Source organism: Microbulbifer mixtoriginis (SeqCode), assembly GCF_052468275.1.
The window spans coordinates 3,197,970-3,217,697 of the sequence record NZ_CP174341.1; the positions used below are offsets into that span (position 1 = coordinate 3,197,970).

The 19,728-nt window shown below is 45.0% G+C and carries 19 protein-coding genes; 11 read left to right on the plus strand and 8 right to left on the minus strand.

Translation table 11 applies throughout. From position 1 onward, the window contains the following. The first annotated feature begins 61 nt into the window (after positions 1 to 61). Both ACJJIC_RS13905 and ACJJIC_RS13910 read left to right on the plus strand, forming a co-directional pair. Positions 62 to 673 (plus strand): hypothetical protein, encoded by a 612-nt coding sequence (locus tag ACJJIC_RS13905; protein ID WP_445357198.1) that lies wholly within the window; start codon positions 62 to 64, stop codon positions 671 to 673. Between the two features lie 103 nt (positions 674 to 776). Continuing rightward, positions 777 to 1,316 carry a Dps family protein gene (locus tag ACJJIC_RS13910; RefSeq protein ID WP_252081703.1) on the plus strand — a complete coding sequence of 180 codons (540 nt, stop codon included), beginning with the start codon at positions 777 to 779 and terminating at the stop codon, positions 1,314 to 1,316. Between the two features lie 201 nt (positions 1,317 to 1,517). Here the strand turns inward: ACJJIC_RS13910 and ACJJIC_RS13915 are convergent, their stop codons facing one another. Then, positions 1,518 to 2,438: a LysR family transcriptional regulator gene (locus tag ACJJIC_RS13915; RefSeq protein ID WP_445357199.1), complete on the minus strand. Its 921-nt coding sequence runs from the start codon at positions 2,436 to 2,438 to the stop codon at positions 1,518 to 1,520. A 281-nt stretch (positions 2,439 to 2,719) separates the two neighbouring features. Between ACJJIC_RS13915 and ACJJIC_RS13920 the strand changes: the two genes are divergently transcribed. The 4 genes from ACJJIC_RS13920 to ACJJIC_RS13935 all read left to right on the plus strand — a co-directional run bounded on the left by ACJJIC_RS13920 (position 2,720) and on the right by ACJJIC_RS13935 (position 6,551). Beyond that, positions 2,720 to 3,694 carry an LLM class oxidoreductase gene (locus ACJJIC_RS13920; protein ID WP_445357200.1) on the plus strand — a complete coding sequence of 325 codons (975 nt, stop codon included), beginning with the start codon at positions 2,720 to 2,722 and terminating at the stop codon, positions 3,692 to 3,694. A gap of 9 nt (positions 3,695 to 3,703) precedes the next feature. After that, positions 3,704 to 4,522 (plus strand): SDR family NAD(P)-dependent oxidoreductase, encoded by an 819-nt coding sequence (locus ACJJIC_RS13925; protein WP_444939233.1) that lies wholly within the window; start codon positions 3,704 to 3,706, stop codon positions 4,520 to 4,522. A 55-nt stretch (positions 4,523 to 4,577) separates the two neighbouring features. Further along, positions 4,578 to 5,423: an enoyl-CoA hydratase/isomerase family protein gene (locus ACJJIC_RS13930; RefSeq protein ID WP_445357201.1), complete on the plus strand. Its 846-nt coding sequence runs from the start codon at positions 4,578 to 4,580 to the stop codon at positions 5,421 to 5,423. A 138-nt stretch (positions 5,424 to 5,561) separates the two neighbouring features. After that, positions 5,562 to 6,551 (plus strand): zinc-dependent alcohol dehydrogenase family protein, encoded by a 990-nt coding sequence (locus tag ACJJIC_RS13935; RefSeq protein ID WP_445357202.1) that lies wholly within the window; start codon positions 5,562 to 5,564, stop codon positions 6,549 to 6,551. A gap of 109 nt (positions 6,552 to 6,660) precedes the next feature. On the opposite strand, the gene ACJJIC_RS13940 is transcribed toward ACJJIC_RS13935, so the two are convergent. Further along, on the minus strand, positions 6,661 to 7,086 hold the full coding sequence (locus ACJJIC_RS13940; protein ID WP_445357203.1) for a nuclear transport factor 2-like protein: 426 nt from the start codon (positions 7,084 to 7,086) through the stop codon (positions 6,661 to 6,663). A 115-nt stretch (positions 7,087 to 7,201) separates the two neighbouring features. Next, positions 7,202 to 8,782, minus strand: a complete 1,581-nt coding sequence (locus ACJJIC_RS13945; RefSeq protein ID WP_445357204.1) for an FAD-binding oxidoreductase — start codon at positions 8,780 to 8,782, stop codon at positions 7,202 to 7,204. 258 nt (positions 8,783 to 9,040) lie between these two features. Here ACJJIC_RS13945 and ACJJIC_RS13950 point away from each other — a divergent pair, with 258 nt between their 5' ends. The 3 genes from ACJJIC_RS13950 (at position 9,041) to ACJJIC_RS13960 (ending at position 12,330) form a co-directional block, all read left to right on the plus strand. Continuing rightward, positions 9,041 to 10,063 carry a methyltransferase gene (locus ACJJIC_RS13950; RefSeq protein WP_445357205.1) on the plus strand — a complete coding sequence of 341 codons (1,023 nt, stop codon included), beginning with the start codon at positions 9,041 to 9,043 and terminating at the stop codon, positions 10,061 to 10,063. A gap of 68 nt (positions 10,064 to 10,131) precedes the next feature. After that, positions 10,132 to 11,298 carry an AMP-binding protein gene (locus tag ACJJIC_RS13955; protein WP_445357206.1) on the plus strand — a complete coding sequence of 389 codons (1,167 nt, stop codon included), beginning with the start codon at positions 10,132 to 10,134 and terminating at the stop codon, positions 11,296 to 11,298. Positions 11,299 to 11,340: 42 nt separating this feature from the next. Further along, positions 11,341 to 12,330, plus strand: coding sequence for an alpha/beta hydrolase (locus tag ACJJIC_RS13960; protein ID WP_445357207.1), 990 nt, complete (start codon positions 11,341 to 11,343; stop codon positions 12,328 to 12,330). A gap of 197 nt (positions 12,331 to 12,527) precedes the next feature. On the opposite strand, the gene ACJJIC_RS13965 is transcribed toward ACJJIC_RS13960, so the two are convergent. Together ACJJIC_RS13965 and ACJJIC_RS13970 are read right to left on the minus strand one after the other, a co-directional pair. Beyond that, entirely contained in the window at positions 12,528 to 13,934 is a 1,407-nt protein-coding gene (locus ACJJIC_RS13965) for an FAD-binding oxidoreductase (RefSeq protein WP_445357208.1), read from the minus strand. Then, positions 13,931 to 15,256 carry a cytosine deaminase gene (locus tag ACJJIC_RS13970; RefSeq protein WP_445357209.1) on the minus strand — a complete coding sequence of 442 codons (1,326 nt, stop codon included), beginning with the start codon at positions 15,254 to 15,256 and terminating at the stop codon, positions 13,931 to 13,933. Before ACJJIC_RS13970 ends, ACJJIC_RS13965 begins: the two co-directional genes overlap by 4 nt. Before the next feature lie 85 nt (positions 15,257 to 15,341). Between ACJJIC_RS13970 and ACJJIC_RS13975 the strand changes: the two genes are divergently transcribed. Then, positions 15,342 to 15,497 carry a hypothetical protein gene (locus ACJJIC_RS13975; RefSeq protein ID WP_444909543.1) on the plus strand — a complete coding sequence of 52 codons (156 nt, stop codon included), beginning with the start codon at positions 15,342 to 15,344 and terminating at the stop codon, positions 15,495 to 15,497. Positions 15,498 to 15,732: 235 nt separating this feature from the next. On the opposite strand, the gene ACJJIC_RS13980 is transcribed toward ACJJIC_RS13975, so the two are convergent. From ACJJIC_RS13980 to ACJJIC_RS13990, 3 genes are all read right to left on the minus strand, one after another. Beyond that, positions 15,733 to 16,980 carry a DUF418 domain-containing protein gene (locus ACJJIC_RS13980; protein WP_445357210.1) on the minus strand — a complete coding sequence of 416 codons (1,248 nt, stop codon included), beginning with the start codon at positions 16,978 to 16,980 and terminating at the stop codon, positions 15,733 to 15,735. A gap of 330 nt (positions 16,981 to 17,310) precedes the next feature. Further along, on the minus strand, positions 17,311 to 17,868 hold the full coding sequence (locus ACJJIC_RS13985; protein ID WP_252081718.1) for a hypothetical protein: 558 nt from the start codon (positions 17,866 to 17,868) through the stop codon (positions 17,311 to 17,313). A 72-nt stretch (positions 17,869 to 17,940) separates the two neighbouring features. Then, complete coding sequence (locus tag ACJJIC_RS13990; protein WP_445357211.1) at positions 17,941 to 18,849, minus strand: hypothetical protein; 909 nt, start codon at positions 18,847 to 18,849, stop codon at positions 17,941 to 17,943. Between the two features lie 253 nt (positions 18,850 to 19,102). Between ACJJIC_RS13990 and ACJJIC_RS13995 the strand changes: the two genes are divergently transcribed. Beyond that, a complete protein-coding gene (locus ACJJIC_RS13995) occupies positions 19,103 to 19,507 on the plus strand; it encodes a hypothetical protein (protein WP_445357212.1) in 405 nt (134 codons plus the stop codon). Positions 19,508 to 19,728: the final 221 nt, after the last annotated feature.

Here is a 19,728-nt window from a genome sequence, read left to right on the forward strand (position 1 = left end):
TGAGTTTGAGTAAATGTCTGCTCATATCCTACCCGCCCCTTGATTCATAAAGGAGATGTGCATGAAGAAGCATTCATTCTTATTCATAATGATTTTGATTGCTCTTGCCTTTGTAGGGTTTAACACAGCGGCTGAAGAAGGTAAGCCTAAGCCTCCTCAAAGTAGTGAAGGCAATATTTGTAGTAATGAATATGTCTTATGCACTTCCGCCCCTTGTATCCCGGACCCTAGAAATCCGGATTCAAATGCAATTTGCCAATGTGATGTTAACAAGGGTTTAAACTTCGGGATGTCAGCATGTAAAGCCCGGATTCCTGTAACTAACTCGACCGGTGTAAAAAAAGTCTTATCGACTTTTTCTTTCGCTCAGGCACCCACTAAACCAGTGCTTTCCTGTCCAGAAGGTAAACCTTGGACGGATTGCCTGGATCAACCCTGTATTGTCGACCCAATGAATCCACTCAAGGCCATTTGCACATGCAAAATAGTACGTGATCAGCCTTTTGTAACTTTTGGAGGAGACTGCGTTACGTTGACTTGTGATACCGGCTATTGGTCAGGCGCAACAGTAGGGTCCTATATTGGGGCAAGCAGGCAGCTGATGAAGGCTTTTGGTTTAGACCAGACACCTGCTAAATATTGTGCGGGAACAAAGGCGAAAGTCTCAGAGTGACCCAGGCTTGACTGGCAAGTCGCCCTACAGGCGTCTAATCTAATGCCAAGATAATATCTACTCTTCTAGCTCTCCCCCTTGCCATAACCTTATGAGGCTTCCTATGAGAAAAGCAACCAGTGAACAAGTAAGCGCAAAGGATCAAGCCAGACTTAAGGCTCCAACTGATTTGGGCGAGAACGCTAGGAGTAGCATTACTACTGCCGTCAATACGCTACTGGCAGACACCTTTGGCTTATACATGAAAACGAAGAATTTTCACTGGCATGTGAGCGGCCCGCACTTCCGGGACTACCATCTACTGTTTGATGATCAGGCCAGTCAAATTTTTGAGATGACCGATGTTTTGGCTGAGCGTGTGCGTAAACTGGGGGGAACCACACTTCGCTCCATTGGTCAGATCGCCAAACTACAACGATCTTCAGATAATGATGCGGATTATGTAGACCCACAAGATATGCTCACGGAACTTGCTGAAGACAATCAGCAAATGATTGCGAATATGCGCAAAGTCCATGAGCTCTGTGATGAGCATCGTGACATTGCAACTGCGAGCATACTGGAGGAGTATATTGATCAGGCTGAAAGGCGATCTTGGTTCTTATTTGAGGCTAGCCGGAGTTCAGGATTAACGCACCACTGAGCGTCACCCCAAAGGACGCAATAATTTTGTGCTCTAAGTGAAGAAGGGAGTTGTTGTATTTTTAGCGGACAACAATTCCTTTCTTACATCTCTACTAAAACTTTCCACTTATTTACAGAGTAAAATTTACAGTTCCAGCCTCAATTTTCTATACAATTTATCTCTCCAGTTACAGAACGACTGGATAACGTGAGGGCTACTTTATTGGGATTTCAGGTTTGCCCAGGAGGCTGAAATACCAATCTTTTCAACAAGGAAATCAATAAACACCCTGACTTTTGAAGTGAGTACATTAGATTTAGGGTAGACAAGCCAAATCGCTGCCTGGTCATCAATTCTGTAATCCGGAAGTACCCGAACCAGTGTACCCTCTTCTAATTCAGAATAAATATTCCATAACGAACTCATACAAACCCCAACCCCGGCTTTGGCGGCTATACGCATGCTGGCGCCATCATCACAAATTACTCGAGACTTGCCTTTCGGTGGAGGAAATGATCCAGCTTGTTTATCACTTTCAGATATCAGCTTTCTGGGCTTTGAATTCATAAACACCAAAAGCTGGTGCCGAATGAGATCTTCAGGCGTATTTGGAGCACCGTATTTCTTTAAGTAGCTGGGGGAAGCGCACAGGATTCTCTTGTCTTCTGCAAGTTTACGTCCAATAAGACTACTGTCTTCTACGGCATAGTTGCGTAGGGCTAAGTCAAAGCCTCCCTCGATGAGGTTAACTTGTGTATCAGATAGCTTAAGCTCCACATCCACACCGGGATATCGCTCAAGAAATTCAGGCAGTATAGGTGCTACAAAGCGCTGTACAAATGTGCTTGAAGCCGCAAATCTTAGTGTTCCGCTCACATTTGAACTGCCTTTACCCAGGGCTGCCAAGGCAGCATCTTCTTGGGCAAGGATCTCTCTAGCATAGGGAAGGAATTCGGCTCCTTCTGTCGATAAAGTGACCTTCCGAGTGGATCTATGGAATAGATCCGCCCCTAATTGAACCTCAAGCTTTGACAGGCGCGCACTGGCTACTGATGGAGCCAATCCAAGCTGACGTCCTGCGGAACTGATATTGAGCAGGTCAGCAGCCAGCACAAAAAGCCTTATTCCGTTCGTATCCACCAATTATATCCAAAATCAGAATTCTGAATCCATTTATACCTCATTTATTCGTAATAACCAATGAATTAGGCTTTGCCCAGCAGTTGAGTAGTTGCCCTCGAAAGGTCTTGTAGCTAAGCAATAACAGGAAGTTCGTTCGCGATTTGAAGAGATCAATAGATGGTATTTTCTCTCTTCAGGACATTTATGGGATATGAGCCAACTGATCCCAATTGTGCAAAGGACATGGCAATGCCAACAACCATAGTCCGCTGTGTCAACTATGTTGAAGGGGATGTTTAGTGACTTCTGGCCAAAGAGATAGAAATGCTTGGTTTCCCGAAATCAATATTGGCTTCAATAGCGTATTTAAACCCGGACGACTTTCTATAGGCCTAGTCGTCCCTATTGAAAACTACTCGGCAACCTCTGTGCCAACTATGGCAGATCATATTGAGAGAGTTCAACTCGCTGAGGAGCTAGGTTTTAGCGCCGTTTGGCTAAGAGACGTGCCGTTCAATGTACCTTCATTTGGTGATGCCGGGCAAGTGTTTGATCCTTTCGTCTATCTTGGAGTACTTGCAGGTGCTACTTCAAAGATTAGCCTCGGCGTAGCGAGTCTTATTTTGCCATTACGTCACCCGGCACACGTTGCAAAAGCAGCTGCCTCGGTTGATCAACTCTCCGGAGGGCGACTTATCCTTGGCATTGCCAGCGGCGATCGCCCTGAAGAGTATCCAGCGATGAATATTCCTTATAAGGAGAGGGGGGCGATTTTTCGTGAGAGTTACGAATACATTCGAAAAATAACAGCCCCCTACCCTCATTTTGAGAATCGCCTTGGGGCAGGATCTGGCGAAGTGGACCTTTTGCCAAAGCCTTATGGCCAACAATTGCCGTTACTAATAACAGGATCCTCCCAGCAGGCCCCAGATTGGCTAGCGAGCAATGGCGACGGATGGATTACATATCCCAGGCCCCTTACAGAGCAGAAGCATTTTATTAAACAACTAAGAAAAAACATCTGCGAAGAAGGGGTCCCTGCCAAGCCAGTTATGGAGCCACTGTATATTGATGTTATTGACGGCCCTGATTGTCCGCCACAACCAATACATTTGGGGTTTCGCATCGGCATCAATCAATTAGCTGTGTATTTGAAGTCAAGAGCGGCAATTGGCATTAATCATATTGCGCTTAATCTACGCTTTAATAAACGAGACGTACAAGAAACACTTCAACAGATTGCTACAAATATTCTTCCAGAGTTGAAAGGATAGGAATAATTAATGACGAAGACAATTTTACTAACAGGCGCAACAGATGGTATTGGACTAGAAACGGCAAAGCTATTAGCGTCAAAAGGCCATACTTTACTGTTGCATGGCAGAAGCAAGTCTAAATTGGCACAGGTAAAAAAAAGCATCTCACAAGATTACCCTGAAACCACAATAGACACTTTTCTGGCAGATCTCACTAACCTGTCTGAAGTTGTGGCACTGGCAGTAAAAGTTAAAAGTCACTATTCAAATATTGACGTGCTAATAAACAATGCTGGTGTACTTAAAATACCCAATCCAGTTACAGACTCAGGGTACGATATTCGTTTTATCGTAAATACTATTGCACCATATATATTAACCAAGCACCTTTTAACTCTGTTCAATAGTAGTGGCCGTGTCATCAATCTATCCTCTGCCGCCCAGGCGCCTGTGAATCTGGAAGCGCTTAAAGGTGAGCAACTCCTCTCTGATAGTGATGCTTATGCCCAGAGTAAATTGGCTATTACGATGTGGACATTCCAATTATCCAAATCCCTTGGCAATGAAGCCCCAGCATTCATTGCCATTAACCCCGCATCATTCTTGGGCAGCAAAATGGTGAAAGAGGCTTATGGCTCGCTTGGGAGAGATATAGGTATTGGGGCTGATGTATTGGTTCGAGCAGCTCTTAGTGATGAATTCTCCAGTGCTACCGGCAAGTACTTTGATAACGACCTGGGCAATTGGTCTCAGCCACACCCCGATGCTCTTGATGAGGCAAAGAATGAATTGCTTATTTTAGAAATTGAAAGCGTTGCTAATGAGTTAGGGGCTCAAATCCCCTAAAGCATAACCTGTAACTTAAACAATCAATACCTTCCCCCCCAAAAAGGACATAATGATGAAGTATGAAGGCTTTACTACATTCTCAACCGCTCAAAAGGAAGGCATTTTAACGGTCACATTTGATTTTGGGCCAGTGAATGTCCAGGGGCAAGAAATGCTGGCGGACCTTAACAGTTTAGCCATGCGCCTGGAACGTGATCGCAATACCAAAGTGGTAGTTTTTCAATCGGCAAACCCTGAAATTTGGGTCTGCCACTATGACACCGAGCTCTTAAAGGATATGTCTGATGAGGCAATATCCCGAGATGAAGTTAAGTTACTCGATTTACAAGCTATTTGTGAGCGAATTAGTAAAGTTCCACAGGCAACCATTGCCAAACTGGAAGGCTTTGCTCGAGGCGGCGGCCACGAGTTGGCGCTGGCAATGGATATGCGTTTTGCCGCACGTGGCAAATTTAAGTTTATGCAAATGGAAGTTGGTATGGGAATACTGCCCTGCGGGGGTGGCGCATCTCGGATGGCTCGCCAGACCGGGTTAGGGAGAGCATTAGAGATCATTCTAAGCGCTCAAGACTTCGATGCGGATGAGGCGGAGAGGCTAGGCACAATTAACAAAGCACTGGACCCTGATGAAATCGGTGAATATGTAGATTCACTAGCAAAGAGAATCTCTCAATTTCCTGCTGAATCTATCAATGCCTGTAAGCAGGCCGTATATGAGTCCATCGACAAGCCGATAGATGAAGCATTGAAGGCTGAAGCCTACTGGTTATATCAAGCGACCAGTAAAACACCTGCACTGAAGCGGTTTTCGATCGCTGATGAGCAGGGATTAGAGCACGATATTGAAAATCAACGCAATTGGAGTGAACTGGTCATGCAAGTACAAAACATCAATTAACCCTTTGAAAGACTTCTCTTTCCAATAGAAAAATAGAGCCTCTCTATTCTAAGGGCTGACTATTAATAATTCGCCCTGATAATCAGTCCAAAATCCTGATTAGCTACCATTATTACCCGTGATATTTGAGAATTAAAAATGAAAGCAATGATAGTAAATGCCTTTGGCAATCCAGATGTATTTGAAGAAGCCGATGTAGCAAAGCCAAGAATTAAGGCTGGGCATGTACTGGTAAAGGTTGCAGCAACCAGCGTTAACACAGTCGATACGATGATCCGAGAAATGGGCACGGAACTGCCCTTCTCTCCACCTCTCCCCGCCATCTTAGGCATGGATTTCGCTGGGACGATTGAAGAGGTTGGTAACGGTGTCAGTGACTATAAGGTTGGCGATGAAGTCTATGGTTGTGCCGGTGGTTTAGCAGATTTGCCAGGCACCCTGGCCGAATATATGGTTGCGGATGCCAATCTGATCGCATTAAAGCCCACAAATTTAACCATGCGAGAAGCAGCTGCTTTACCACTGGTTGGTATTACCGCGTATGAAGGGCTAAAACGTGCCGGTATTAAAGCGGGTCAGAAAGTCCTTGTTCATGGTGGTTCAGGAGGCGTTGGGCATATTTCCTTGCAATTAGCCCGTCACTTTGGCACCGAGGTCTTTTCAACAGGCGCCGGAGAGCCTCAAATGGCTCTAATCAAAAAGCTCGGTGGAACACCAATCAACTACAAAAAAGAATCGGTCGAGGAATACGTCAAAGAACATACAGATGGCAAAGGCTTTGATATCGTATTCGATTCTGTGGGTGGCGTTAACATGGCAAAATCATTCGAAGCAGCCACACTCAATGGGCAAGTGATCTCAACTGTCGCCATGGTTGAGCTTGACTTAACAACGGCCCACCTTAAAGGCCTTTCTTTGCATGTCGTTTTTATGTTGATTCCTATGATTCATAATCAAGGGCGCAAAGACCATGGGACCATTTTAAAAGCCCTTAAATCTATTGTAGAAAAGGGTGATGTCAAACCCGTACTCGACAAATTATCCTTTGGCTATAAGGAGATTGGCAAAGCTCACGCAAGGCTGAGTAGCGGTAAAGCTATGGGCAAAGTTGTGGTTACAATTGACTGACTCTTGAAGAATTCAAAAGCTATGGCCCACTTGTTGGGCCTAAACAAACCATTTAACATCGAACAAACCTAACTAGGATCCTAGCGGAGAAATTGCGAGCAAACAAGTTTTACTCTTCAGGCTTATAACCCGGATTATATATCGAATATACCCTAACATACGAAAATTTGTTGTTTGGACTTACATCATAAAAAGCACACATCATAAGCCTGAATTTTGAGCCGGCATTATAAGTTATGCCATTCCACTCAAGATCCTCTTTACAGAGGAAATCTATCGGCGCTTCAGAAGCTACAGTTTTTTCATCCGCCAAAAAGTGAGTATGACTTAGAATTACCTCCTGCATTTTTTCTGCAACCCCCCTCCAAAAGGCCAGAATTTGGTCACGCCCAATATTTTTACGGGCCTGAGGAACATACTCAAAAGTTGCACTCTTTTCGTAATACTTACCAAAGAAATCATCCAAGCTGATTCCTCCAGTGAAAGTAGAATTAAAATCACTAATATACTGCCGATATCTTTTCTCAGTAAACATTTAAATAACTCTTACACTCTCAAACCAAAGGGGGAAGTTAAAATTTCTTAAAATGAAAATTTCAACAGCCATAATAAGAACTAAAAAGCTTTCATTAACATTTACCAAAATTGTGTCAAGTTAAATTGTAGTGACCAGGTGCAATGACGCCATTTGGATCAAAAACCTTCTTAATATCCCTTGTGACCTGCCAAAAAATATCATCAGGATCAACTACAAGATCCATAAAATCAACAAACAGACGGTTAGGATGGAAGCCGGCCTTAATGAATTCTTCATTAAGCTCCTTTGCCAAAGATCGCGATTCCTCTCGCGCTACTTTATCGGTGCGTATAAAGTGCGTTGATATACTGAAATGAGTTGTCTTGTCATCAACAAGGCCAAATGCATAACTTGCTTGGGCCTTACTGTAATGTGTATTTACTTTTCGAACAATTGAGTTTGCCTGCTGAACATATTCAACATTCATGGGCACTGTTGGAAGAATGAAATGCATACCAATGTCAGTGTGATCCGGATTCTCCCATCCTTCAGGAAGTTCCGTTTGAGCCGGCCAATAAATACTCATAATAGGTCGATCACTTGGCTCACCCAATGCCATACGATAAAAGCCTGCATTACAATGAATAAAAGAGTTCATTTTTTTCCAGCCGACAAGCTTGGAAGCATACAACCCTAAGTTAATCAACCTATCCGTCACATAAAAAGTAATACCCCAAGGACTCAATCTCTTCAACTCTTTTTTTGCTGCTTTTATCTGGTATTTGGTACCACTGATATTTGAAAATATTACACCTGCACCAAATGAGTATCGATTCAGAAATCCCATCAAGCTCTCACGATCTATATCAACACCCTGCCCCTTAAGATCTTGATACATTACAGGAGCCAGACCATTTTTAACCCGGACATTTTCATAGTAATGAGTAATAGAATTAACCAACCCAAGTTGTTTAATTCCTTTGAGGGCATTGATTGCATCACCCAGGTAACTTTCATCCTTTAAAACCGTCAAAAACATGCACTTTTTTTCAGGCCTTCTCCTCAACTCTATTGTTGCACGAGTTACAACTCCAAAATTTGATTGCAAAAAAATCCGAAGATATGATGGCCCTATTCCTTCCGGAAAGGTATTAGTTGCTTTACAATTTGCATAATGCCCAAATCCCGTCTTAAATATTCTCCCATCCCCTAGAACAACCTCCAGATTAAGAAGTTGCTTATATCGCTCCATATTGTACCCCACCCCTTTGTCTAGAGCGTTGCCTACTATACTTGTATCCTTTGCAGAGCCTGTTGTGTCTGAAAAATACTTTGAGCCAGTCTCGTTGAGGTAATTAAAAAGTTGAAACTGTGTCACTCCCGGCTCAATAACTGCATAGCCAAACCCTTCATTTACTTCGATAATCTTATTCATTCGATGAAGATCAACAAGTATTAGATCACCCTGCGTTGATAATTTTGAACCAAAACCCCAGGACTTTCCGGTACTAAAAGGCTGTATACAAACTTTAAATTTATTTGCATTTAAGACTATCTGTCGAACTTCCTCAGCAGACTCAGGATATAAGATTAAAGGAACATCTACGTTATATGATGTAACATTTTCAATATGCTGTGCTATTTCATCCTGCTCAGATACAACTTGATCAGCCCTAAAAGTTTTTTTCATCTCCAGCAAAAAATCTCTAATCATAACCACTCCACACAGCCCTATACTGGTACAAAATCGCGACATCCTAGTGCTTTACTGGAGATCTACTATTACTCTAAAAGCAAAAGAGCAAACAAATAGACCTAAACCAAATAGCGAAAAGACAAACAAACCTTAGAGTTCATTTAGGTGACAAAAATAGAAGTTAAGCGACAAATCAATATATAAATCACTTCTACACATATTAGAGTGTAACCCTTCGTGTTAAAGATATTTATAAAGACAATAGTGAGGTAGAGTATGTATATAAAGGCGCCCACCTCCTCAGACACCCCCTTGTGGGATCGCCTGATGGGCAACTACACCTTTGCTTGTCTGAAGGTTGCCGCTCAACTTGATATTTACGGCCTGATAGACAAGGGCTACAACACTAGCGACAAGATCTCTCAGGCACTGCAACTTAGTAGCAAGGGTGTTGAGCAATATCTTTTGATTCTTAATCACCTGGGTTATATCAAAATGGAACTGGCCCAGTATGAGAACACTGAGCTGGCAAAAAATTATTTAGATAAGAACAGTTTATATTATTGGGGGGAAGTCTTGCTGGACCCCTTTGCTATTTACGATATCAATCATTTGGACAAGAAAATTATAACCAGCCTTAAGCGGGAATATGAATTAGAGTGTAAGGGGCGTTCAGTAACCGATATGTGGCAAAACGATGAAATGGATAATGAATCGGCAGCGGCGTTTACTCATCTAATGCACTCTCAGGGTTTCGCCTCTGCAGTTAAAGCCGCTTCAGACGGTATTTTCAAACAGGTTGATACCTTACTTGATGCTGGTGCCGGCTCAGGGACTATCGCCCTAGCCTTCTGTGAAACATATCCAAATCGCACTGCTGTACTCTTTGATCTTGCCCCAGTCTGTGAAATTGCCAAGGAGTATGTACAAAAATTTAACAAAACTCGGCAAATAACCATTGCAAAGGGGGACCTATTCAGCGTTGAGTGGCCCACGGGCTTTGACGGCCTCTGCTTTAGCAATGTACTACACGACTGGCAAGAAGCTATCTGTGAATCCTTACTGAGTAAGGCCTTCTCTCTACTGCCCAAAGAGGGTTTTATCTTTATTCATGACATGCTCCTAGATGAAAGCCAGCTTACACCGAGCTTATTTAGCTTCCATCTTTTTATGAATCATGGTTCACGGTTATATTCCGAAAAGGAGCTATACCAAATGCTCACTAAAGCCGGCTTTAAAAATCCGCAAAGCTACAAAGCACTCGGCTATTTCTCAGTCATTTCAGCGCAAAAGCCCTAGCTGATGCATTCATAACCATGGCCATCCATCGGGCAAGTCAATAAAGAAATGAAAGCACGGAGCTCCCCATGACCATCGGACACTTAGATTGGAGCCAGCTGTTACACCATGCCAGATCAATATCTGTACAGGGGGGGCTCAGTGTGCCCCCAAACGCCAACCGGATTGAAGACCTACCTATCAGTGGGCCGAAAGAAATCTTAAAAATCTCCAAAGCCTTGGCAAGAACAGAGGGCGCTATATTAATGTCCAGCGGTGGTACCACAGGAAACCCCAAGCTGGCCTATACGCCCTTCCATCAGGCAACACAGAGACTTCTACAACAGTGGAAACCACTTGGGCCTGGCGATGTACTCCTCAACCTTTTCAACCCCGGCCGCCTATGGGGTGCCCACTACTTTATTCAAACTCTCGCCGAAAAAAGCAGAGCTATCACCGCACCTGTAGGGCCCTTTACTCCCACTGAAACAGGCGCTTGGCTGGAGACATTTCGCAAGATAGAGATTAATGCCCTTGCTGGAGCTCCCACAGGATTAGCGGACTTCGCCCAGGGCATCCTGGATGGCAATTGCAAACTGAACATCAAAACAATTATTTGGATGGCGGAACCCTGGACCGAGAAAAAGTTTAATACGGTGCGTATGGCCTTTCCAAATGCCGGCTTCTGGTGTGACTACGGTTCGGTGGAGACCAACAGCATCGCTGTTAACGGGCCCGAGTGTGATCGGGATACTTACCACCTTTTAGCGGATCAATTGATTGAACCCGACGATCACGGGGCCCTACTCACACGTATTGGCGATGGCTGGACAGTACCAGTTATACGCTATCGGTTAGGGGATTTGATTCGGCACGCCACTTGCCCATGTAGTCAGCCAAATGCATTGCTGATTGAGGGGCGCGCGGACGATGATGTGAGTCTTTGTAGTGCGATTTTTAGCGTTAGGAACATACTTGCTATCGCTAGAGAAGAGGATGGTGTTGAGGAGGCGCAGCTGATTCTCACAAAAAGCGGGGAAACACGTAAATCTGCAAGCGAACTTACTTTAGCTTATACCGGTATTACAGAATCCGACATAGTTCGAAAACGAATTCTAGCCGAGATTCATAACTTGGCATCTGTAGTCCAGCAATACCCTGGAGCCTTTAACACAAAACGGGTTGAAAGGCTGATGAGGGTCAAAAGAACTAACAAGGTGCCGCCTATTATTCAGGCAGACAACATCAATTTGTAGATTTCAGTCAAGCACTAAAGATACAGCATAGGAAACATAGAAATGAAGTCCATAGCTAATTTGTCAGTGCTATTCTCAACCCTACTGTTACGCCCTATACGTGCTGTATGTTCTCAAATGATTGCCAACTTTATAGAAAGCTCTAAATGCTTCCCATTTGATGAGATAATAACCATTGAAAGAATTATAAAACATGGTTTTAAGAAAGATAAATATTGCTTTGTAAAGGATGACATCTGTATAAGCTATTATCATGGACCCCCTTTAATAGATCAAAATTTACAATACTCTGTTACATTTGAAGCAAATGGCAGTGAAAGTACTGCCAGCATGAATTTGAATAAGAGTTCTTTAACAAGGATATATTCCGGAACGGTGATATTATTACACGGATTTCGGGTATCCAAAGAATTCATGTTGAACTCGGCAATATATTTTCGTTTCTTAGGTTATCATGTTGTTGTTCCAGATCTCCTCGGCCATGGTGAATCAGGTGGGATTAAAAAATATGGAGTTTATGATAGCAAACTCATCAACCCTTTTATTAACAACCTCATTGAAGCAGATATTATTAAGAAGGATAATTTTTATATTGTTGGGAACTCAATGGGTGCCTTAACCGCTACCTATATCTCAAATTTGAGAACGGATATCAGTGGAGTTATTTTATTAGCCCCAATGCCGCAATTTGATCAAGCCTTATATAATCACTCTAAAGTCACACATCCAATACTTAGCAAAATCATTCCGGAACAAGATATTCGCAAAGGCGCCAGTTTAGTCTTGGAAAAAAATAATATTAACCTAGAGGATACAAATATAATCCCCCTTATCCAATCATCTAAAATTCCAATACTTTTAATATCCTCAGATACAGATCGAATCGCTCCTTACTCCGACTACAAAGGCTTAAGCCAAGATAATATTGACTTAGTCAAGATTCACAATAGGAACCATCAGAGTATGACAACAATTGGAGATGACGAACATATCTCGATTATTAGATGGCTCAATAAAAATGAAAAGGAATAATACTAAATTTACACATCCTATTTATACCCGAATAAATAAATCATCTTACCAACCAAAAAAAACAGTCACGTCCCTGGGACCTTAGGGATATTAGCTCTTAGTGCACCATAGATTTCAAAAATTATACCGCTATATAAATATGGCAATATAGGCATAGACTGGTGCTGGCGATTCAGGCCCCGGTGAATGATACAAGTTCATGAACGCTGTAAGCCTGGAAACAAAAACCCCTGATCACTATCGAACTTGTAGTCTGGATGCTCCCAGGCGATCATCTTACCCGGATTGAGTAGCCCCTTGGGGTCTGTCTGCCTTTTAAATGCAAGCAGCACCGGGTCAATTTGCTTCATCCCCCCTTCTTCCAGAGTGAATCGGTGCGGATTGAAAATCGTACACCCGAGCGCTTCATGCCGTTTGATAATTTCATCAAGCCGGGTTTTATCCGTGAAGCGAACAAAGGGTAGACCAATGGGAACTAGGCGTCCGTTGTAGCGAATAAACTCCAGGTGGCCGGGCAACTCTTCAGCGTATATGCTCTGCAACTTGCCGACGGTCTCAAGTGGGTTAATATCAGGATAACGGACCTGAAGATAGGTAATCGATGGGTCAACGCTTAGGCCACGCAAGGTTGTGTGGTTCCAGGTGAGTTCATAAGCCGGCGGTAAATGCGTGATATCTTCAGCGGTTGCCCTATCGGAGCGGTACAACATCTCAGCACCCGGCGATCGGCTCAGGAGCCCATCCAATGCCCCCATGGCAAACGCTGCCACCATGAGCACAACAACGGACTGTTCCTTGCGGATAAATTTTTTGTGCCGTAAGAAATAGTCATGGGGCAACGGCGCTTCAATCGTAGCGATATCTTTTGTCAAAAGGCCATCCATGTTGGCAAGCTCTTCAGAAAAACGGATCGCATTTATAAAATCATCAAACCCGACGAGCACATCGATCCAGTCATAAGCTTCTGTCAGCGGTACTTCGATCTCGGTGATGATGCCTGTCGTACCGTAAGCGTGTAGAGCCTTTTGGACATCGCTTCCTGTCAGCTCCAGAACCTGTGGCTCCGCCTCCATGGTTACCATCCGCAGACGGATGACGTTACCTAGATCCCTGAGCCCTCCCCAATTCACCGAGCCGACCCCCGCAGCCCCCCCTGCAAGAAATCCTCCGATGGTCGCGATACGGTAGGTGGAGGGATGTATGCGGAGCGCATGACCGGTCCGGGATATCGTCTGGGCATCGATATCCGCCATAACGGCTCCAGGCTCGGTAACAACAACGCTTGGTTTAATATCCTTGACAGCATCCATTTCCGACAAATCCAGGACAACGCCACCGGAAAGTGGCATGGCCTGACCATAATTGCCGGTACCCGCCCCCCGAGCTGTCACCGGAATGTCCGCGGCGTAGCACACTTTTAGAACGCGAATAACCTCGTCAACATTTTTCGGGCTGACAAGCAGATCACCGGTCACACCATCAAGTTGCTCCTTGAGGATCGGGGAATACCAAAAGAAATCCCGGCTCTTTTTTCTCACTATCCGTGGATCATCCTCGACCTTGATACCGTCGAGATTCGCTTTCAAAGCGGAGAGGTCAGTCATGGGCGTTGCGCTCCCATGTGCATGTGATGATCCAGTTCGCGGAAATCCGGCAAGTCCTTGTCAATGCTGTACCCTGCGCGCAGCACATGCCGTGGACCATTTGGGCGTGAAAGGAGTTCATTCCAATTGCGCGCACGAAAGAGAAGCAGATCTGCCGACTCACCGGCCCCAATCCAGCCGGCAGAAACCCCCATTATATCCGCCGGCGTGGTCGTTATTGACCGAACCCAGTCTCCAACCGGATGGTCCAGATGCAGAGTGCGAGTCGCCTGAGCGTAGACTTCAATCAGATCGAGGTCACCGTAGGCGCAAAAGGGGTCCCGTGTATTATCCGAAGCAACAACAACATCTATTCCACGGGAACGCATTTCATGCAACAGCGTGACACCCCGGCGGCGCGGAGTCCGGCCCATTACCCGGTCCTGAAGATAAAGATTGCTCACCGGCAGAGTCACGACCGCGATCCCCGCCTTAGCCACCAGGTCCAGCGTACGGTCTACCTCGTCATCAGGCTGTACCGATAAAGTACAGCAGTGCCCGCACACAATTTTCCCCTGAAAGCCCAGGCGCAGAGCTGTTTCCGCGATGTGGCGCAAGGTCATTCCGGATGGGTCGAGCGTCTCATCGACATGAAAGTCGAGGTCCAACGCATGCTCCATAGCCGCACGGAACATCGCTTCAAGATACCGATCTAGATCGGGCACCATGTAGGTCGCTGCTCCCAAGATGCCCCCGGCAGCCTGCACCCTAGACGCAATGCGCCCTAAATATTGATCGTCTGCGGCGAGGCGATGGATGCCGAACAAACACACGCCCTGAAGTTCGACTCGGCCCGCCCATTCGGTGCGAATCTCGCAAAAGAGCGGCCAGGTGATCTCATCTTGCAGCGGCGAACTATCCAGGTGCGTCCGGATGACGGCCGTGCCATGGGTATAGGCACAACGCAGCCCAAATTCCATACGCACCCGAACATCCTCTGCTGACCAATTTTTGCTCCGATCCCTGTCAACCGCCTGCATCGCCCCCGTGAAAGAGCCGTCGGGATTGGATGCACGCGGCCAGATATGCCCTTTATCCAGATGAGTATGCAGATCAACAAGAGCCGGTAGGACCAAGCCGTTATCCAGGTCGAGCCCACCTGACGCCTCTGGCAGACTGGCCGCTGGAGCAACCTGGACCAGCGTTCCGTCACGAAATACCAAATCGCAGGAAACAAGATCCGATAGCTCAGAATTGCCAGGGTCGCGCAAGACACAGGCAGGGACCGTTGCATTTCTTATGGTGCCAGTACCTTTGAAACTAGAGCCCCAACTTGCCTGCATCTACACCTCCCGTTCCAATGCGCCCGCACACAATTTGCGCATAGCTGGTAAGAAAAGAGATTGAAAGACAGAGATACCAAAATGCATGCAACAACCCAGTAGGGAATCTTCTGCTGATACTCTGCTCCAGTACAAATATGGCAAGGCCAAGTCCGGAATAGGATATGCCCACAATGAATACGACTGCATCGATAAAATACTGGCCGCCAGCGATCTGCTATCGGCCCAGGAGATACAGTAAGGACATGCTTGATTGTCTTGCAGGCTAAGTCACCGGCCGATTTGCCTCACCAGCAGCTTGCACCCGTAGTTAAAACCGGCGCTATTTGCGTGATGTTGCACATCTTTGATTGTAGCCGGCCCTCTACTTCTGCGATTTGGATATCTGATTAGTTTGAGCTGCTTTTTCTTCTCTGAGCCTTAACACCTGTCACTGCCCTAGCTGACGTGTCCTTTCACTATTCAAATGAGACTAATTAAGCTCCCCTACCGGCAGTCTGGAGCGACTTCTCCCTAAAGATCGGTGGAAGCTTCAGATAGGTTAGTGCCCGCCAAAACCACTCTAAAGGCCCCATACGGAAAACTTTCAGCCACAAATCAGAATAAGCGAGCTGAAATAGGACAAGACCAATACAAACACCAACAACTTCTACTCTTGTCAGCGCACCATATAGCCCCATTCCAAAGCCATAAAATATAAACACACCAATCAAAGACTGAGCGAGGTAATTGGTAAATGCCATTCGGCCAACCTGTTGTATTTTATTCTTAATCCACAGATGTGTATTACTCTGATACCAGAGACAGGCCAAGCCAACATAGCCGATACTGGTGGAGGTAGCCCCTACCAGATTAAATGCATCGCCATATAAGAAGTAGTGATTAATCTCCCAATCATTGCTGTAGTTCCAAACTAAACCCAATACAGTAAGGATCAAACCAATGGGTGTTGCGACAACAGCCATCTTTTTATAGGTCTCAGGGCTTGCCTCACCACGTAAGATACCAACTTTATAGAGTCCCATACCTATTAGTATCATCGCGGCGATTTTCAAAATAAACGACAAACTGAAAAATAGCATCACGATATTCGCCTCCATATCTGCATCGCTATCTTCAGCTGCGAATCGGTGATTGACCAACTCCCAGAAACCACCTGTATAGGCCGCAACTTCCCTTTGAATTTGTGCTGTATCAGGTGCGAAGATATCTGAGACTATATATTTAGCTTCCCCACTGAGCCCGGATAACACAACACCGGTATAGTTTGAGACCAGTACAGCGCCCATTAAACTCAAATTTCCTAGCGTAATGAGCCAACTTCCACGCAGCCCACGGAATATATAAAGCACCATAGCAACTAGCGCATATACTGTCAGTATGTCGCCCTCCCAGATATAGATCGCATGGAGCAAGCCTATAACCAGTAGCCAAAAGTTGCGGCTGTAATGAATCTTAGCGGCAGATTTTTGCTGGTGTAAACGCTTCTCAGCAAGAAGGACTATACCCGCTCCAAAAAGCATGGCAAAAAGTCCCATAAATTTCTGATCGGCAAATATATGCAAGAAAATAAAAATCAGATCATTAAGTGGTCCATCTGCCAGATATGCTTTAGGGTTCAAATAGGCAGCCATGGGCATGGAAAAACTAACCATATTCATAAAAGGAATACCCAATATGGCAATTCCTCTCAACAAATCTAACTGTGAAATCCGGGCTGACATGCAAATCCTTTTAAGCAAAAATAGAGCAGATTAATGCCAGTGTAGGTTTGACACAAGATTGAACCACTTAAAAGTATTATTCTTTTATTGACCAAACGTACCAACTTAAAATATTACCCGGTTAACACCCCTTTTTGGGACGATTGGACTAATAGTTTTTTTAGATCGGTTAGAAAAAATATTTGAAATCTGTCGAGCGCGCATCACCATAATACAAAAATTGCCACTTCCGCTGTCCATACAAGACCTTGGATATCACAATCTTATCAATGGCAATTTATATAACGATTAGATTATCACCACAGACTTAAAAATTGTCCGCTTCTATTATTAATGTAAAGGATATTTAATCTCCTTAGCCATCCCCCACATCTTATAGTCTGCCGGCATTTCGGAGAGGTAATTTAGAGTGTTATAGATCAGGCTCTTCTCCATTTGGTCTATTCCCAAAGATTTACTCCACCCCTCAGCTGCCAATCGATAGCTCATTACAATCAGAAGAAATTTCTGCTCATTCGATAGCCCACTGCCATGCCCATTAATTAAGAGGTGCATGGAGACAAGGTCATAATCCAGATCAAACTTAGATTCATTGACCTGAATATTAATTTGGGCTGATCGCCCAGACACTGATGATCCACGAGCAACTATCTGCATCTCGTCCAGAAAAAAAGATACATGGGCGTTATCTTTATCAGAACTATTCACATAGCGCCCTCTTAACGCCAGTTCCCGAATCTGCCTTTTGCTAATTTCACCCCGGAGCCATAAGTTGGTCATTTTTGTAAGGGGACCGTAGGATTCAGCGGCGGGGGTGTTTTCTTCTGCCGCAAGAGGCAATGAAATGAGAAGTACGACAAGACAAATACAGATCCTTGTTACAGCCATTGCTACTACCACTCAAAATCAAGAATTGACCACATAAGCGACACAAGGCGTTATCGCTATTAATGAGTATATTCAATGATTGGTATACGAACATTGCTTTGGGGCGCAACGACACTCATTGACGGCTTTATCGGTCGGGGGTTTAAATTCCAGATTAATTTGAGTTCTATCGGCTCGCCTTCTCTCTTTGTGTCTCTGCAATGACTCTTTCGTTGATGCATGAAATCCTCCAGAGAGAAAATACCCCATGAATATGTCAACCTTCTCATCCAGGCTAAAACTACTCTTCCCCAGACCTATCCGGGAGTTAACTTTCGACAAACTGTAAGTCAATAAAATATCTTGACCATCACGATCGAACAGGTTAAACAGGCCTATCGCCCAATCGGTTTCCAATACATGTGAGAGCGTGTAAAACTTATCCACAAATTCTAAATAGATTAAGGAAAAGTCTTCACCTCCTTGAAGAAATCTACTTACGTAAGTGGACTCCTCCTCCCGTAAAAAATCCAACGCTGCCTGGATTGTTATTTCCTGAATATCATTGGCAAGGATATAGCCAGTGAGTCTATTGACTTCAACCACCGTCATGCCAAGTTCATAAAGTTTAGCCTGGTGTTCAGGCAGTCCTCGCCAAGAGGATAACGGCATTAGCAACCGGTATGCGGTCATCCACTCAGGATGTTCTTTTAAATTCACCTCATACCAAGTCGGGCTCTTTTTTTCAAGGCCGTGCTTTTGGAGGAAAGACAAGTCTTCACCGTCATAACTCGCTTGGCGAACTGCTTTCATTCGCAGCCAAGCTGTCAAATTCCGTTCCCTACTCAGTATCCAGTCGCTATCAATTTTCTTATTGAGATCATCCGCCGTAGCATGCAATATCTGTAAGGCATCTTGATTAGAGCTAGCGACAGCGGAAGTAGTAAAGATGATGCTCATTAAAGAAATCAACAATAAGGCGGCATTTGGAAGGAATGGCATTGGGGAACCTTAGGTCGCTTTCGATAGCTATATGTGACTTGGCCCATTATTCAGAGGGGCACAGCTTAATTATCGCTTGGAAGCCTGCCTCGAAGAGAAAATGGATGTCGGAATTCCCACCATAGGGCTCATGGGAAATTGCTGAGCCTCGTTTATATTTTCATTGCCTGGAGAAACTTGAGAACACCAGCCAGTCACGCAGTGAAGGCAATCTTTGTCGGGTGGCCGATCTCTGGTGTATGATTTACTAGTAATGAAACACTACTCTTCCACATTTCGCGCCAAACTGATTGCTATGGCGGCCTTGCTCCTGCTGATGTTCCAGGTGCAAACTGTGCTTGCCTGCGAAATGATGGAGAGCCCTGAGCCGGCAGCGGAGTGCTGTTGTGACCACATGGTTACCAGCTCAGACCCCGATGAGGTCGACTGCTGTGAATACGATGCCCAGGTTTCTCTCAAGACCTCCCTGGATGATCACGAAGTCGCCTTAACCGCTGCCTTCCTTGGCCTTGAACTTCCTCAGCTGGCACCACCGCCCACTTACCAGTGGCCGCAAATACTAGCCCCACCGGTGCTCAAGACGGTTACCCCCTCTCACCTAGCCTCCACCTTCCCCGGCAATCGAACCTGGTTAGCCACTCTACGCCTGCGTATTTGATCACTCCCTCTCTCTGATTTGCGAAATTTCCCGCAGCACCATGCATCTTTCAACTTTTGTCATTGCTGCTGTTGGGCTTCAGAAAGATTGTTCTAGGAGTGAACCCTTTGATTTCCCTACAAGCCGTTGCTGCCCGTAGCAGCAAAGAAATGGGCAGTGCCTTTGATAGCCAACTTGGCACCCCACACAGCACCAAGCTCGGTACCCAAATTCTGATCCCC